We start from the raw sequence: 13,603 nt of genomic DNA, 5'->3' as shown, positions 1-13,603 counted from the left end.
GCCGGCCGATCCCCGGCACGCCTCCGGATCACAGGCGGCGCTTCACTCTTCCCCCGGTCAGCGTCTTTACTGCTGAGGTGACCTATGAGATCCGCACCTTCGCCCCCGGCGCCGAGTACGCCACCGCCGGGCCGGCCCCCGCCTCGCGCGAGGGCCGGCTGGTGGCCGTCAGCGACCTGCACGTCCGGTACGACGAGAACCGCGACGTCGTCGAGCAGTTACGGCCGGAGTCCGACGACGACTGGCTGCTGGTGGCCGGCGACGTCGGGGAGCAGACCGACGACATCCGCTGGGCGCTGGGCCTGCTGAGCAGCCGGTTCGCCAAGGTGGTGTGGGTGCCCGGCAACCACGAGCTGTGGACCCCCGCCAAGGACCCGGTGCAGCTGCGCGGGGTGGCCCGCTACGAGCATCTGGTGGAGATATGCCGGGAGTTGGGGGTGGTGACGCCCGAGGACCCCTATCCCGTCTGGGAGGGCACCGGCGGCCCGGTCGTCGTCGCGCCACTCTTCCTGCTCTACGACTACTCCTTCCGGATGCCCGGCGCTGCCTCCAAGGAGGAGGCCCTGAAGATCGCCGAGAAGGCCGGGATCGTCTGCACCGACGAGTACTTCCTGCACCCCGACCCCCATCCGTCCCGCGAGGCGTGGTGCCGGGCCCGGGTCGCGGAGACCGAGGCCCGGCTGGCGGCGCTCCCGGAGGACCTGCCGACCGTCCTGATCAACCACTGGCCGCTGGTCCGCGAGCCCACCAGGCCGCTGTGGTACCCGGAGTTCGCCCTGTGGTGCGGGACGGAGGCCACCGCCGACTGGCCCCGCCGGTTCCGCGCCGCCACGGTCGTCTACGGCCATCTGCACATCCCGCGGTTGCTGGTCTGCGACGGAGTGCCCCACCAGGAGGTGTCGCTCGGCTACCCTCGCGAATGGCGGCGCCGCTCCGGCTCCCCCGGCCGCCCGGTCCAGATCCTGCCCCTGGCGACCACCGGAGTGCCCGCATGATCGAGAAGCTGCTGCCCGCGCCGATATCCAGCGCCGAGTCGTTCGCCGACGACCCCGTCTCGGAGATGTATCCCGAGGAGTTCGAGCTGGTCGCCAACGCGGTGCCCAACCGACAGCGGGAGTTCGGGACGGTGCGCAACTGCGCCCGCCGGGCCCTGGGGGCGTTCGGCATCGACCCGGCGCCGGTGCTGCCCGGTCCCGGCCGCGCCCCGCGCTGGCCGGACGGGATCGTCGGCGCGATGACGCACTGCACCGGCTACCGCGGCGCCGCGGTGGCCCGGGCCAGAGACGTCCGCTCCCTGGGCGTGGACGCCGAGCCGCACGCCCCCATCGAGGACTCCGGGGTCGTCGACCTGGTGACGCTCCCCGAGGAGCGCGCCCAGATCTCCCAACTCACCGCGCACCAGCCGGAGATCCACTGGGCGCGGCTGATCTTCAGCGCCAAGGAGAGCGTCTACAAGGCGTGGTATCCGCTCACCGGCCGCTGGCTGGGATTCGAGGAGGCCCGCCTCACCCTCGACCCGACCGACGCCACCTTCACCGCCCGGCTGCTGGTGCCGGGCCCGGTGGTGGACGGCCGCCGCCTCGACACGTTCCACGGCCGGTGGCTGATCGGGGCGGGGCTGGTGATGACGGCGGTGACGGTGCCGGGCACGGCCTGACCGGCCCGCATCGGCCGCCTTGGCGCGCGGGGCACTCCCCGGCGGCCGACGGAACCCTCCTGGTGCCCCCGCGCTCCCCCGGTGCCCCGCCGAGCGGGGTTCAGCGGCCGGCCCGCCGTCGCAGGCGGCGCCGGCCGCCGCGGCCAGGGACCGCCGCGACGACTCGGCGCGTCCCTGGGCGGCGGCATCGTCTTTTCCATTAACCTCCACTAACCGTATGAAGTCGATCAATTACTGATCGAATCCGATCGCATCCGGTCAATTTTCGGAGAAGACATGCGCAAGCTTCGCAAGGCTGCCGTCGTCGTAGCCGTTCTCGGCAGCGTCGGACTCCTCGGCGCCGGTACCTCCTACGCCGGCGTCGACGCGGGCGGCCACTCCGGCCACCCCAAGCCGGGCCACCAGACCACCCACCGGCAGCAGGCGAGCCACGAGACCATCCGGCACCAGACCACCCGCGGCACCGTCCGCCACCAGGCGAGCGGCAGCCGCATCGTCGTCCAGCAGCCGACCCGCTACATCATCGTGCGGCAGCAGCCGAGCCGCACCATCATCGTCCGGCACCGGCCGAGCCGCAGCACCGTGATGCGGCAGCAGACGACCGTCATCAACGGCCAGCCGCAGCAGCAGGCGGCTCCCGCCCCCGCTCCTGCCCAGCCGCAGCAGCAGGCCGCCCCGAGCGCCCCCCAGCCCCAGCAGCAGGCGAGCCCCCGCACCGCGCCCCGGCAGCAGAGCAACCGCGGGCGCCACGAGGGCGGCCATGTCCTCGTCGTCCGGCAGAGCTCCGCGTGCGGGACGTTCGACAAGAACGTCGACGTGTTCGGCGAGGTCGGCGTCGCGAACGGCTGGCTGCCGCTGCACCGGTGGCACGACCGGCGGGGCGACCAGCACGTCCGGATCGGCACGTCGATGGGGTGCAACAACGTCGCCCACCTGTAACGCACCGGCCCGAAGGGCCCCGCGGTGGACGTCTCCACCGCCGTGAGAACCCGATGCCCGCACCCTGTCACCAGGGCGCGGGCATCGGCATGCTCACCCCTCGTCGGGCGTCAACCGCAAGGAGATCGAGTTGATGCAGTACCGCTGATCGGTCGGCGTCGGATAGCCCTCGCCCTCGAAGACATGGCCGAGGTGGGAGCCACATCGGGCGCAGCGGACCTCGGTGCGGACCATGCCGTGGCTGCGGTCCTCCAGCAGCTCGACGGCGGCGGTGTCCTTGGGGTCGTAGAACGACGGCCAGCCGCAGTGGCTCTCGAACTTGGTGTCGGAGCGGAACAGCTCGGCGCCGCAGGCGCGGCAGGAGTAGACGCCGGTGGTCCTGCTGTCGGTGTACTCGCCGACGAAGGCGGGCTCGGTGCCGCCCTGGCGCAGGACGTGGTATTCAGCCGGGGTCAGCTCGGCGCGCCACTGCTCGTCGGGCTTGTCGATCTCGTACGTCATCGAGGGGCCTCCTCAGCTCATGCGCCCAGGCGGGACAGGATGGCGGGGCCGAGGTCGGTCACATCGCCCGCGCCCATGGTGAGAACAAGGTCACCGGGCCGCGCCATTCCGGCGACGAGGTCCGGGATCGCGTTCTTGTCGGTCTCGGGGGTGACGCGGGCGCCGGCGGCGCGGGCGGCGTCGGTGATCAGGGCGCTGGTGACGCCGGGGATCGGGTCCTCGCGGGCCGGGTAGATGTCCAGGACGACGGAGGCGTCGGCGAGGGCCAGCGCCTGGCCCATCTCGGTGCCCAGCTCCTGGGTGCGGGAGTAGAGGTGCGGCTGGAAGACCACGAGGATCCGGCCGCCGGTCTCCTCGGTGGCGCTGCGGATGGCCTCCAGGTCGGCGGTCATCTCCGTCGGGTGGTGGGCGTAGGAGTCGATGACCTGGACGCCGGCTGCCTCGCCCTTGAGCTGGAGGCGGCGCTTGACGCCGGTGTACTTGCCGAGGGCGTCGGCGAGCTGGTGCGGCGGGAGGTCCAGGGCGACGCCGGCGGCCAGGGCGGCGACGGCGTTGCTCGCGTAGTGCCGGCCGGGGACGGAGACGGTGAAGGTGAGGATCTTGCCGCTGGTGAGGGTGACGGTGACGTCGCTGGCCAGGCCGTGCGGAGTGATCTGGAGGATGCGGACGTCGGCGTCCTTGGCCTCGCCGTAGGTGACGATCTCGATGTCGTCGCGGCCGGCAAGGCGGGCGGTCAGCTCGCGGGCGCCGGGGTGGTCGGCGGAGACGACCAGGGTGCCGCCGGGGCGGATGCGGTCGGCGAAGGTCTCGAACGAGGCGTAGATCTCGTCCATCGAGGCGTAGTTGGCGTGGTGGTCCAGCTCGACGTTGAGGACGATGGCGACCTCGGGGGCGTACTTGTGGAAGCTGCGGTCGCTCTCGTCGGCCTCGGCGACGAAGATCCGGCCGGTGCCGTGCTCGGCGTTGGAACCGGGGGCGTCGAGGTCGCCGCCGATGGCGTACGACGGCTTGAGGCCGAGGGCGCCGAGGGAGACGGCGAGCATCGACGTGGTGGTGGTCTTGCCGTGGGTGCCGGCGACGGCGATCGGGCGCAGGCCGTCCATGAGCGCGGCGAGGGCGTCGGAGCGGTGGACGACGGGGATGCCGCGCTGCTGCGCGGCGGCCAGCTCGGGGTTGTCCGGGCGGATCGCGGAGGAGACCACGACGCAGGTGGCGCCGGCGGCCAGGTGCTCGGCGGCGTGCCCGATGTGGACGGTGGCGCCGAGCTCGCGCAGGGCCCCGGCCGTCGCGGAGTCCTTGGCGTCGCTGCCCGCCACCTCGGCGCCGCGCTGCGCGAGGATCTTGGCGATGCCCGACATGCCGGCGCCGCCGATGCCGATGAAGTGCGGCCGTTCCATCGAGGCTGGGATGGCGGGTGCCATGGATGGGTCTCCCTGATCGTCGAGCGGGCGTGCTGGTCGTACGGGTCGTGCCGGCCGCGCGTGGGGCCTGCTGCCGACGATTCTCGCACCCGGCACCGACAGCGGCGGTCCGCTGCCCCGCGCGGGTGCCCGTCCCGGCGCCCGGCGGGCCGCTCAGCGGCGGATCAGGCCCTGCGCGGTGGCGGCGGCGACCGCGGCGGTACGGGATTCGACACCCAACTTTGAGTAAATGTGGACAAGGTGGGACTTCACGGTCGCCTGGCTGAGGAAGAGCCGCTTGCTGATCGCCGCGTTGGAGAGGCCGTCGGCGACGAGCTGGAGGACCTCGGTCTCGCGGCGGGAGAGCGCGGTGGCGGGCGTCCGCATCCGGTCCATCAGACGCAGCGCGACGGTGGGGGCGAGCGCGGACTTCCCGGCCGCGGCGGCCCGCACCGCGGCGGCCAGCTCCTCCGGAGGGGAGTCCTTGAGGAGGTAGCCGGTGGCGCCGGCCTCGATGGCGGCGAGGATGTCGGCGTCGCTGTCGTAGGTGGTCAGGATCAGCACGCGGGGCGCACCGGGGCGGGCGGTGATCTCGGCGGTGGCCTGCGAGCCCAACATCCGTCCGCCGAACTGGAGGTCCATGAGGACCACGTCGACGCCGAGCCGCCCGGCCAGCTCCACGGCCTCCTCGGCGCTGGGGACGTCGGCGGCGATCTCGAAGTCCGGCTCGGTCTCCAGGACGGCGCGCAGCCCGGCCCGTACGACGGGGTGGTCGTCGGCGAGCAGCAGGCGGACCGGCGCGGCAGAAGCGGCAGACGCGGCAGACGCAGTCACGGGGCGGCCCCTTCGTCGGGCTCGTCGGGAACGGCGGACGGGTCCTCGGGGAGGGGCAGGGTGACGGCGAGCGCGGTGCCCTCCCCGGGGGCGGACTCGACGGCGAGGGTGCCCTGGAGGGCGCGGGCCCGGGCCCGCATCGCGGCCAGCCCGAAGCCGGAGTCGCCGGCCGCCGCGGAACCGGGCGGCGGGACGGCGGCGGGCACGAACCCGGCGCCGTCGTCGACGACGTCCAGGGCGACCTCGGTGTCCATGTAGCTCAGGGTCAGCTCGACGCGGCGGGCGGCGGCGTGCTGGACGGTGTTGGCGAGCGCGGACTGGGCGATGCGCAGCAGGGCGACCTCGTGCGGGGTGGGCAGCGGGGCGGGGGCGCCGGAGACCTGGCAGTGCACGGCCAGCCCGGAGGTGCGGGCGGTGGCGGCGCACAGCCGCTCCAGGGCGGCCGGCAGCGAGCCGGCCTCCAGGTCGGGCGGGCTCAGCGCCCGGACGAAGCGGCGCGCCTCGGCGAGGTTGTCGACGGCGGCGGTGCGGGCCTGCCGGATGTGTTCCAGGGCCGTCTCCGGCCGCCCCGGTACGGCCCGCTCCGCGGCCCGCAGCAGCAGCTGGATGCTGGAGAGGCCCTGGGCGAGGGTGTCGTGGATCTCGCGGGCCAGCCGCTCCCGTTCGGCGAGGACGCCGGCTGCCCGTTCCGCAGCGGCCAGTTCGCTGCGGGCCGCGGTGAGCTCCTCGATGAGGCGGCGGCGCTGCTCGCTCTCCCGGTAGAGGGCCTGGTAGCCGAGGACGACGGCGACCGCGACCGCGGCGCCCAGGACGGGGCCGATGACCGTGCCGACCGTGACGGCGCCGGTGTGCCAGGCGAAGCCGGCGACGGCGAGCGCCGTGCTGGCCGCGACGGCGGGCAGCGCCGCGCGCAGCGGCAGCAGGTGCAGCTGGACGAAGAAGAGCGGGAAGGCCAGCCAGACGCCGTCCGGGGTGAGCGCCAGCAGCACCAGCCAGACGGCGGCCACCGCGGCGAGCCAGAGCGCGGCGGCGCCGGCGGAGCTGCGCACCCGGGGCAGGAAGGGCCCGAGGACGTAGAGGGCCAGCAGGACCACGGCGGTGGCGAGGACGGCGGGCGCGGCGGGCGCGCCGTCGGCCAGCGCGCGTACGGCGGCGAGCGCGAGCAGCGCGGCCACCATCAGATGGAGGCACAGGCGGAGCGCGCGCAGGACGGGGGTGAGGGAGTGGTCGGTCCTGGCTTCTTCGGTCACGGCCTCTCCAGGCTACGGGCCGGTACCGGGGCCGGCATCAATCGAAAGGTGGAGCGCGGGCGTCCAAAGGTGGAGGCCGGACCGCATCTTTCGGCCGCGGGGAACCACACCTGGGCGCGATGCCCGGCGCCCCTCCGGCGGGCGACGGTGGGGGTCAGCCGCCGGGCAGCGGGCCCGGCACCGTTCCGAGGATGGCCGCGCCGGTGTTCGTCGCCTGGAGAGACCTGAGATTCGCCAAGGGCCGGTTCGCCCTGATGGGGACCGTCGTCACATTGATCACGGTGCTGGTGGGGCTGCTGTCCGGCCTGACGGCGGGGCTGGGCCGGGAGAACACCTCGGCGATCACCGCGCTCCCCGCCGACCGCCTGGTCTTCGCCGCCCCCGCCGGGGACGGCAAGCCGTCGTTCACCGACTCCCGGCTGCCGGAGCGGACGGTGCGGGAGTGGGCCCGGGTGCCCGGTGTGCGCGACGCGGACCCGCTGGGGATCGCCACCACCAAGGCCGAGGGGGCCGACGGGAGATCGGCGGCGGTGTCGGTGTTCGGGGTGCGGCCCGGGTCGCACCTGGCGCCGTCCGCGGGCCCGGCCGCCGACGGCACGGTGGTGCTGTCGGAGAAGGCCGCCGACAAGCTCGGGGCGCGGACCGGCGACCGGGTCGCGCTGGGCGGCCGGAAGCTCGCCGTGACGGCGGTGTCCGGGGCCGCGATGTACAGCCACACCCCGGTGGTGTGGACCTCCCTGGACGACTGGCACCGGCTGTCCGGCGGCGGGGACTCCGGGGGCGCGACGGTGCTCGCCCTGTCCACCACCGGGACGGACGGTCTGGCCGCCGCGGACCGGCGGCTGGGCACCCGTACGGTGGCCGCCGCGGACGCCCTGGCGGCGATCGGTTCCTACAGCGCCGAGAACGGCTCGCTGCAGCTGATGCGCGGCTTCCTGTTCGCGATCTCCGCGCTGGTCATCGGGGCGTTCTTCACGGTCTGGACGATCCAGCGCAGCGGCGACGTCGCGGTCCTCAAGGCGCTCGGCGCCTCGACCCGCTATCTGTTGCGGGACGCCCTCGGCCAGGCCGTCGTCCTGCTGGTGGCCGGCACCGCCCTGGGGACAGCGGTGGCGGCAGGGGTGGGCGCCGCCGTGGGCGGGACCGTGCCCTTCGTCCTCGACCCGTCCACCGTGCTCGTCCCGGCCCTGGTCATGATCGCGCTGGGTGCCGTGGGCGCCGCGCTGTCCATCCGCCGCATCACCTCCGTCGACCCGCTGACCGCCCTGGGAAGTGCCCGATGAGCCTCGAACTGACCGATGTCACCCTCACCTACCCCGACGGCGACACCCGGCTGACCGCGCTGGACGCGGTCTCGCTGACCGTGCCGGCGGGCAGCCTGACGGCGGTCGTCGGACCGTCCGGGTCCGGCAAGTCCAGCCTGCTGGCGGTCGCCGCGACGCTGATCCGGCCGGACCGGGGCCGGGTGGTGGTCGCCGGCCGGGACACCGCGGGCCTGAGCCGCGCCGAGCTGACGGCGCTGCGCCGGACCACCATCGGGACGGTCTTCCAGCAGCCGAACCTGCTGCCGGCGCTGACGGCGGCCGAGCAGCTCCAGGTGATGGCCCATCTGGACGGCCGCCCGCCCCGTACGGCGCGGGCCCGGGCGCGGGAGCTGCTGGCGGCGGTGGGCCTGGCGGAGCAGGCGGACCGGCGGCCGCACCAGCTCTCGGGCGGCCAGCGGCAGCGGGTCAACATCGCCCGGGCGCTGATGAACGAGCCCGCGGTGCTGCTGGTCGACGAGCCGACCAGCGCGCTGGACCAGGAGCGGGGCGCCGCGGTCCTCGCCCTGCTGACCTCGCTCACCCACGAGCGCGGCACCGCGACGGTGCTGGTCACCCACGACCGCTCCCACCTGGACGCGGTGGACGCGGTGGCGGAGGTCATGGACGGCCGGCTGACCTCGGGGGCGGGTGCCGGCGTGTGAGCCGGTGCGGGACGGTCGGGACACCGGCCGTCCCGTACACCTGCGGGGGACCGGCCCTAGTCGTCGCGGTGCGAGAAGGTGGGGAACAGGCCGGACGGGCCGTCCGTCTTCCCCTTGTCGGAACCGCTCGACCGGCGCCCCCGCTTCCCGGACTCCGGGGCGGCCTCCTCCGTCGTCTCCCTGCCGCGCTCCTCGTCCCGGGGCCGGCCCTTGTCGCGGCCGCGCTCCCGTTCGTCGCCCGGTTCCCGTTCCCGCTGCTCCGCCATGACGGCCCCTTTCCTCGCTCGCCGGTCCTCGGCTGTCGGATACGGCCCGCCACGGGCCGCTTTCTGACCAGGAACGCACCGATCCGGGACGGCGGCGGGCCGGAACTGGCCCGTTCGGGTGGCGGGCCGGCGCGGGACCGGCGGGGCCGGCGAGGCCGGGTCAGGCGCTGCCGGACTGCTGCGGCTGGTCGTCGGCGGCGTGCGAGAACAGCTTGAGGACCGGGACGCCGACCTTGTGGCGGGCCCGGGAGGCCCAGTCGCGGTGGAAGAACTCCTCGACGAAGTGCGGGGTGGTCAGCACGATCACCTCGTCCGCGCCAGTCTCGTCCACGACCGACTTCAGCAGGTCCAGCGGATGGTCCTCGACCACCTGCCCGACCGCCTCGGCGCCGGCGGCCCGCAGGGCCTGCAGGGTGTGCGAGAGCCCCTGCTCGGCGGGGAGCACGGCGTTCGTCCCGCCCGGCTCCTCGCCCTCCCGCACGGCGTCCTCGAACTCCCCGAGCGCGACGTCGTCGATGGCCCGCAGCAGGACGTCCTGTTTGCCGCGCGGCTGCATGAGGACCACGAAGGACACCGGATCGTCCCCGTGCAGGGTGGTGACGAACTCCACGTCGGCGGGCGTCAGAGGCTTCTCGATCATCAATACGCTCGTGAACACGACGGACGCCCTTCTTCTCTTCCGGCACCGCTGTCACGGTGCCCACAGAAACCATCCTGCCCCGTCGCCACACGGGACCTGTCGGCTTTTAGTGTGCCCAACGGAAGCTAAGCGGAACAGGCAATTCCGCACGCTCTTTTGAGCACCGGCGGCATGCTCAGAACCGGCGGTAACGGGTGAACAGAAACCCGGCGTCCTCCAGTACGGACACCAGCGCGAACCGCTCCGGAACGGCCACCTCGGGCCCCTCCATGATCCGCTGCGCGCCGCCCACCGCCACCACAGGGGCGAGCGAGAGGCACATCTCGTCCAGTACCCCGGCCGCCGCGAACTGCCCCAGCAGGCGCGGCCCGCCCTCGGAGAGCAACCGGGTGTGGCCCCGCCCGGCCAGCGCCCCCGGGACGCGCGCCGGGTCGACGCCGAGCCCCTCGCCGGCGAAGAGCACCTCGACGCCGGCCGCGCGGGCCGCGGCCACCCGTTCCTCGGGGGCGCCGGTGCCGGTCAGCACCACGGTGGGCACCAGCGGCTCGGTGAACAGCGGCAGGGAGAAGTCCAGGTCCAGGCCCGCGGTGACCACGGCGATGGCGGGGGCCGGGGCCTGTCCGGCGGCGGCCCGCCGCTCGGCGAACGCGGCCCGTGCGCGGGCCGGCCGGTAGCCCTCCCGCCGGACCGTCTCCGCGCCCACCACGACCGCGTCCGCGAGCGCCCGCAGCACCCCGAAGATCCGCATGTCGGCGTCCCCGGAGAGCGGCTGCGAACGGCCCTCGTGGTGCGCCGCGCCGTCCAGGGAGGACACCATGTTGGCGCGCAGCCAGCCGGGCCGGCCGGCGCGCGCCGGGTCGTCCGCCGCCGGGTAGGCGTAGGCCGCGGCCAGCTCGTCCAGCGTCCACTCGCGGTCGGTGGCGCCGCCGGAACCGGCATCCGGGACGGTTTCCGGGGACGGGGTGGTCGGGGCGGGAAGGGGGAACAGGCGTCGCATGGGCGCAGTGTGACATGCCTCGCTCAGCGGGTCGGGTGGTACCGCGCAGCGACTAGGCTGGACAGCTGTGTCACCTTCCCAGCCCTCGTCCTCCTCCGCGCCCTCCCCGATAGCCGGGCCCCCGGCCGACGGGGACGGCACCATGGCGCCCACCGCGCTCACCTCCCGCGCACCGCACGTCCCGGCCGAGCGACTGGTCGCCGAGATGGTGCCGCCGCCGCGCTTCCAGGGCGCCCGCTTCGACACCTATCTCCCGGACCCGAACCAGCCCAGCCAGGCCGAGGCGGTGCAGGTCCTGCGGACGTTCGCCGCGGGCATCGACGGCGGGGCCGACGCGGCCGGCGGGAAGCGCCGCTGGTTCTCCCGGGGACCGAAGAAGGCCGCCGCGCCCAAGGGGCCGCGCGGGGTCTATCTGGACGGCGGCTACGGCGTCGGCAAGACCCACCTGCTGGCCTCCCTCTGGCACGCCACCCCGGCCGTGCCCGAGCTCAAGGCGTTCGGCACCTTCGTCGAGCTGACCAACCTGGTCGGCGCGCTCGGCTTCCAGCAGACCGTGCGCACGCTCAGCGGCCACCGGCTGCTGTGCATCGACGAGTTCGAGCTGGACGACCCCGGCGACACGGTGCTGGTCTCCACCCTGCTGGGCAAGCTGGTGGAGGCGGGCGTCGCGCTGGCCGCCACCTCCAACACGCTGCCCGGCAAGCTCGGCGAGGGCCGGTTCGCGGCCGCCGACTTCCTGCGCGAGATCCAGGGCCTGAGCGCCCACTTCCGCCCCCTGCGGATCGACGGCGAGGACTACCGCCACCGCGGCCTGCCCGAGGCGCCCGCCCCCTACGACGAGGAGACCGTGACCCGCGCGGCACACCGCACGCCCGGTGCCTCGCTCGACGACTTCCCGTCCCTGCTGGGGCACCTGTCGACCGTGCACCCCAGCCGGTACGGCGCGATGTGCGACGGCATCTCGGCGGTCTGCCTCACCGACGTCCAGGCGGTGCCGGACCAGTCCACCGCGCTGCGCCTGGTGGTGCTCGCCGACCGGCTCTACGACCGCGAGGTGCCGGTACTGGCCTCCGGCAAGCCCTTCGACGAGCTGTTCAGCGACGAGATGCTGCGCGGCGGCTACCGGAAGAAGTACTTCCGGGCGATCTCCCGGCTCACCGCGCTGGCCCGGGACGCCAAGACCCTGGTGGTCTAGGGCCCGTCGCCCCCTCGTGGCGGCCGGGTCACCCCGAGCAGGCCGTCCGCTGGGCCTCCTGCCACTCGCAGACCGGACAGCGGACGATCCCCGGGCGGGCGGCCGGGTACTCCGTCGGGCGGCCGCACTCGACGCAGCCGGCGCGGGGCTCGCCCGCATCGGGGGCGGCGGCCGGACCCGGGTCGGGAGCGGCGGGCGGCTCGGGCGCGCAGTACGGGTCGGTGGACGGCATGGGGCGAGCGTACGCCGCGGCCGGTGCGGCGGTCAGCCCCGGCGCCCGGTGAGCGCGCAGGCCAGGGCCGTCGCCCCGGAGGCCAGCAGCCCCGCGGCGGCGAACGGCAGCCAGGGCACGGTGACGGTGCCGTGCTCGGAGCCGGTGATCATGCCGGTCAGTGCGGCGTTGGCGGGCGACGCCCCCACGACGAGGACCAGCAGCGCGGCGACCAGCCCGGCCGGTACGCCCCAACCGGGGCGGCGCAGCACCGGCCAGGAGCACAGTGCGCCGATCGCGACGCCCAGCAGCAGGCAGACCAGCTGGGTCAGCAGCCCGGCGGCGGTCGCGGGCAGCACCGGGACCTCGACCCGGTGGTCGGTCGAGTGCGGGTCGGAGAGCAGCGCGACGAAGGCGGTCCCGGCCAGGGCGAGCAGCAGCCCGGCACCGGCCGCGGTCAGCAGCGCGGCGAGGTGCGCCCGGCCGGGTCCGGCGGCGGCCGCGGTGCAACTGCGGGCGGCGGGCGGCTCGTTGGTGACGCAGATCCGGGCCAGCCAGACGGTGACCGGCAGCAGCCCACCGGCGGCGTAGCCGTACGCGTCCAGGATCGGGCCGCCCGTCTGGACGCCGACGGCGAGGAACGCCGCGTGGACGAGGAGCGGCGGCAGCCAGCGGTACGAACCGGCGAGCAGCGCCGCCTGGTAGCGGACCAGGGCGGTCAGGGAGGCGGTCATGGGCGGGGCGTTCCTCCGGGGGCGGGCGTGCCGGGGGCCGGTGTTCCGGGGTCGGGCGGCTCGGCGGCGGCGACCGTGCGGATGTGCCAGGGCGGGTGCGCGGTGAGCAGGGCGCGGAGCAGGGCGTCGGAGTGGGCGGCCGGGACGGTCAGCCGGAGCGTGTCGTCGGGGCCGGGGGCGAGGTGCGGTGCCCCGGGGAGACCGGGCGGCGGCGGGCCGCCCGGCGGGCCCGCCGCCTCGACGACGGTCCACGGCCCCGGGTCGGGCACGGCCCCGTCCACGGGGTCGGCGGCCTCCGCGGACTCCTGGGGCAGCAGCCGGCCGTCGGCGACGCGGTAGCGGGCGTCCGCGGCCCCGGCGAGCCGGCGCGGGTCGTGGTCGACGAAGACGACGGTGCCGCCGGCGGCGACCCGCTCGCCGACCACGCGGTCGAGGACCTCGCGGGCGGCCGGGTCCAGACCGGTCCACGCCTCGTCCAGGACGAGGAGTTCGGGCTCGGCGAGCAGCGCCTGGGCGACCGCGACCTTCTGGCTGGTCCCCTTGGAGAGTTCGGCCAGCGGGGTGCGGGCGTGACCGGAGGCGCCGAAGCGGGCCAGCCACTCGGCGGCCCGGCCGGCGGCCTCCGGGGTCCGCAGGCCGTGCACACGGCCGAGGTGGGTGAGGTAGCCGGCGGCGGTGAACGGCAGGGCGGCCGGGAACCGTTCGGGCACGTAGGCGGTGCGCGGACGGCCGGTGATCCGGCCGGTGGTGGGCCGGTCGATGCCGGCGAGCAGCCGCAGCAGGGTGGACTTCCCGGTGCCGTTGGTCCCCTCGACGCGCAGCAGCCCGCCCGCCGGCACGTCGAGCCGCACCTCGCGCAGCACCCACGGGCCGCGCAGCCCGTAGCGCCGCCCGACCCCGTCCAACCGCATCCGCTGCGCACTCCGCCCCGGCATGGGCGGCACCTCCCCCGCTGCTCCGCTTCCCTGCCGGGGCCGACAGTAACGCGGCCCGGGGCGGGCCGGGTTGGCGGG

16 protein-coding genes are annotated in these 13,603 nt (G+C 75.0%); 6 read left to right on the top strand and 10 right to left on the bottom strand.

Going from position 1 to position 13,603, the window contains the following annotated elements; genetic code table 11:
• The first annotated feature begins 77 nt into the window (after positions 1-77).
• The 3 genes from K2224_RS35735 to K2224_RS35725 all read left to right on the top strand — a co-directional run bounded on the left by K2224_RS35735 (position 78) and on the right by K2224_RS35725 (position 2,596).
• On the top strand, positions 78-995 hold the full coding sequence (locus K2224_RS35735; protein WP_221911259.1) for a metallophosphoesterase: 918 nt from the start codon (positions 78-80) through the stop codon (positions 993-995).
• Positions 992-1,657, top strand: coding sequence for a 4'-phosphopantetheinyl transferase (locus tag K2224_RS35730; RefSeq protein ID WP_221911258.1), 666 nt, complete (start codon positions 992-994; stop codon positions 1,655-1,657). Before K2224_RS35735 ends, K2224_RS35730 begins: the two co-directional genes overlap by 4 nt.
• A gap of 276 nt (positions 1,658-1,933) precedes the next feature.
• Positions 1,934-2,596, top strand: coding sequence for a hypothetical protein (locus K2224_RS35725; RefSeq protein ID WP_221912317.1), 663 nt, complete (start codon positions 1,934-1,936; stop codon positions 2,594-2,596).
• A 93-nt stretch (positions 2,597-2,689) separates the two neighbouring features.
• On the opposite strand, the gene msrB is transcribed toward K2224_RS35725, so the two are convergent.
• From msrB to K2224_RS35705, 4 genes are all read right to left on the bottom strand, one after another.
• Positions 2,690-3,097 (bottom strand): peptide-methionine (R)-S-oxide reductase MsrB, encoded by a 408-nt coding sequence (gene msrB, locus K2224_RS35720; protein ID WP_221911257.1) that lies wholly within the window; start codon positions 3,095-3,097, stop codon positions 2,690-2,692.
• 17 nt (positions 3,098-3,114) lie between these two features.
• Positions 3,115-4,518, bottom strand: coding sequence for a UDP-N-acetylmuramate--L-alanine ligase (gene murC / locus K2224_RS35715; RefSeq protein ID WP_221911256.1), 1,404 nt, complete (start codon positions 4,516-4,518; stop codon positions 3,115-3,117).
• A 153-nt stretch (positions 4,519-4,671) separates the two neighbouring features.
• A complete protein-coding gene (locus K2224_RS35710; RefSeq protein ID WP_221911255.1) occupies positions 4,672-5,331 on the bottom strand; it encodes a response regulator transcription factor in 660 nt (219 codons plus the stop codon).
• Positions 5,328-6,581 (bottom strand): sensor histidine kinase, encoded by a 1,254-nt coding sequence (locus K2224_RS35705; RefSeq protein WP_221911254.1) that lies wholly within the window; start codon positions 6,579-6,581, stop codon positions 5,328-5,330. The genes K2224_RS35710 and K2224_RS35705 overlap by 4 nt, the downstream gene beginning before the upstream one ends.
• Positions 6,582-6,784: 203 nt before the next feature.
• On the opposite strand from K2224_RS35705, the gene K2224_RS35700 reads away from it, so the two are divergent.
• Together K2224_RS35700 and K2224_RS35695 are read left to right on the top strand one after the other, a co-directional pair.
• Positions 6,785-7,864: an ABC transporter permease gene (locus tag K2224_RS35700; RefSeq protein ID WP_221912162.1), complete on the top strand. Its 1,080-nt coding sequence runs from the start codon at positions 6,785-6,787 to the stop codon at positions 7,862-7,864.
• Positions 7,861-8,547 (top strand): ABC transporter ATP-binding protein, encoded by a 687-nt coding sequence (locus K2224_RS35695; protein WP_221911253.1) that lies wholly within the window; start codon positions 7,861-7,863, stop codon positions 8,545-8,547. Before K2224_RS35700 ends, K2224_RS35695 begins: the two co-directional genes overlap by 4 nt.
• 56 nt (positions 8,548-8,603) lie before the next feature.
• Here K2224_RS35695 and K2224_RS35690 read toward each other — a convergent pair whose 3' ends face one another.
• From K2224_RS35690 to K2224_RS35680, 3 genes are all read right to left on the bottom strand, one after another.
• On the bottom strand, positions 8,604-8,813 hold the full coding sequence (locus K2224_RS35690; protein WP_221911252.1) for a hypothetical protein: 210 nt from the start codon (positions 8,811-8,813) through the stop codon (positions 8,604-8,606).
• 160 nt (positions 8,814-8,973) lie between these two features.
• The gene (locus K2224_RS35685; RefSeq protein ID WP_221911251.1) at positions 8,974-9,471 is read right to left on the bottom strand and encodes an indole-3-glycerol phosphate synthase; all 498 of its coding nucleotides are present in this window, start codon (positions 9,469-9,471) and stop codon (positions 8,974-8,976) included.
• A gap of 157 nt (positions 9,472-9,628) precedes the next feature.
• Positions 9,629-10,450: a dihydrofolate reductase family protein gene (locus K2224_RS35680; protein ID WP_221911250.1), complete on the bottom strand. Its 822-nt coding sequence runs from the start codon at positions 10,448-10,450 to the stop codon at positions 9,629-9,631.
• Positions 10,451-10,517: 67 nt separating this feature from the next.
• On the opposite strand from K2224_RS35680, the gene zapE reads away from it, so the two are divergent.
• Positions 10,518-11,645: a cell division protein ZapE gene (gene zapE, locus K2224_RS35675; RefSeq protein ID WP_221911249.1), complete on the top strand. Its 1,128-nt coding sequence runs from the start codon at positions 10,518-10,520 to the stop codon at positions 11,643-11,645.
• A 28-nt stretch (positions 11,646-11,673) separates the two neighbouring features.
• Here zapE and K2224_RS35670 read toward each other — a convergent pair whose 3' ends face one another.
• Genes K2224_RS35670 through K2224_RS35660 form a run of 3 tightly spaced genes read right to left on the bottom strand, consistent with a single transcriptional unit; the run spans position 11,674 to position 13,501 of the window.
• Complete coding sequence (locus tag K2224_RS35670) at positions 11,674-11,877, bottom strand: hypothetical protein (protein WP_221911248.1); 204 nt, start codon at positions 11,875-11,877, stop codon at positions 11,674-11,676.
• Positions 11,878-11,909: 32 nt separating this feature from the next.
• On the bottom strand, positions 11,910-12,590 hold the full coding sequence (locus K2224_RS35665) for an ABC transporter (protein ID WP_260693672.1): 681 nt from the start codon (positions 12,588-12,590) through the stop codon (positions 11,910-11,912).
• The gene (locus tag K2224_RS35660; protein ID WP_221912160.1) at positions 12,587-13,501 is read right to left on the bottom strand and encodes an ATP-binding cassette domain-containing protein; all 915 of its coding nucleotides are present in this window, start codon (positions 13,499-13,501) and stop codon (positions 12,587-12,589) included. The genes K2224_RS35665 and K2224_RS35660 overlap by 4 nt, the downstream gene beginning before the upstream one ends.
• Positions 13,502-13,603: the final 102 nt, after the last annotated feature.

The sequence above is a fragment of the Streptomyces sp. BHT-5-2 genome (assembly GCF_019774615.1).
GTDB lineage: Bacteria > Actinomycetota > Actinomycetes > Streptomycetales > Streptomycetaceae > Streptomyces.
The sequence above is the reverse complement of the archived record's forward strand: the minus strand, read 5'-3'. Positions and strand labels throughout refer to the sequence as shown.

What these genes read in the sequence shown, in the direction of transcription:
- K2224_RS35670 (WP_221911248.1), bottom strand. Translation starts at nt 11,877, where the DNA reads ATGCCGTCCACCGACCCGTACTGCGCGCCCGAGCCGCCCGCCGCTCCC.
- K2224_RS35665 (WP_260693672.1), bottom strand. Translation starts at nt 12,590, where the DNA reads ATGACCGCCTCCCTGACCGCCCTGGTCCGCTACCAGGCGGCGCTGCTC.
- K2224_RS35730 (WP_221911258.1), top strand. Translation starts at nt 992, where the DNA reads ATGATCGAGAAGCTGCTGCCCGCGCCGATATCCAGCGCCGAGTCGTTC.
- murC (WP_221911256.1), bottom strand. Translation starts at nt 4,518, where the DNA reads ATGGCACCCGCCATCCCAGCCTCGATGGAACGGCCGCACTTCATCGGC.
- K2224_RS35660 (WP_221912160.1), bottom strand. Translation starts at nt 13,501, where the DNA reads ATGCGGTTGGACGGGGTCGGGCGGCGCTACGGGCTGCGCGGCCCGTGG.
- K2224_RS35695 (WP_221911253.1), top strand. Translation starts at nt 7,861, where the DNA reads ATGAGCCTCGAACTGACCGATGTCACCCTCACCTACCCCGACGGCGAC.
- K2224_RS35725 (WP_221912317.1), top strand. Translation starts at nt 1,934, where the DNA reads ATGCGCAAGCTTCGCAAGGCTGCCGTCGTCGTAGCCGTTCTCGGCAGC.
- msrB (WP_221911257.1), bottom strand. Translation starts at nt 3,097, where the DNA reads ATGACGTACGAGATCGACAAGCCCGACGAGCAGTGGCGCGCCGAGCTG.
- K2224_RS35690 (WP_221911252.1), bottom strand. Translation starts at nt 8,813, where the DNA reads ATGGCGGAGCAGCGGGAACGGGAACCGGGCGACGAACGGGAGCGCGGC.
- K2224_RS35680 (WP_221911250.1), bottom strand. Translation starts at nt 10,450, where the DNA reads ATGCGACGCCTGTTCCCCCTTCCCGCCCCGACCACCCCGTCCCCGGAA.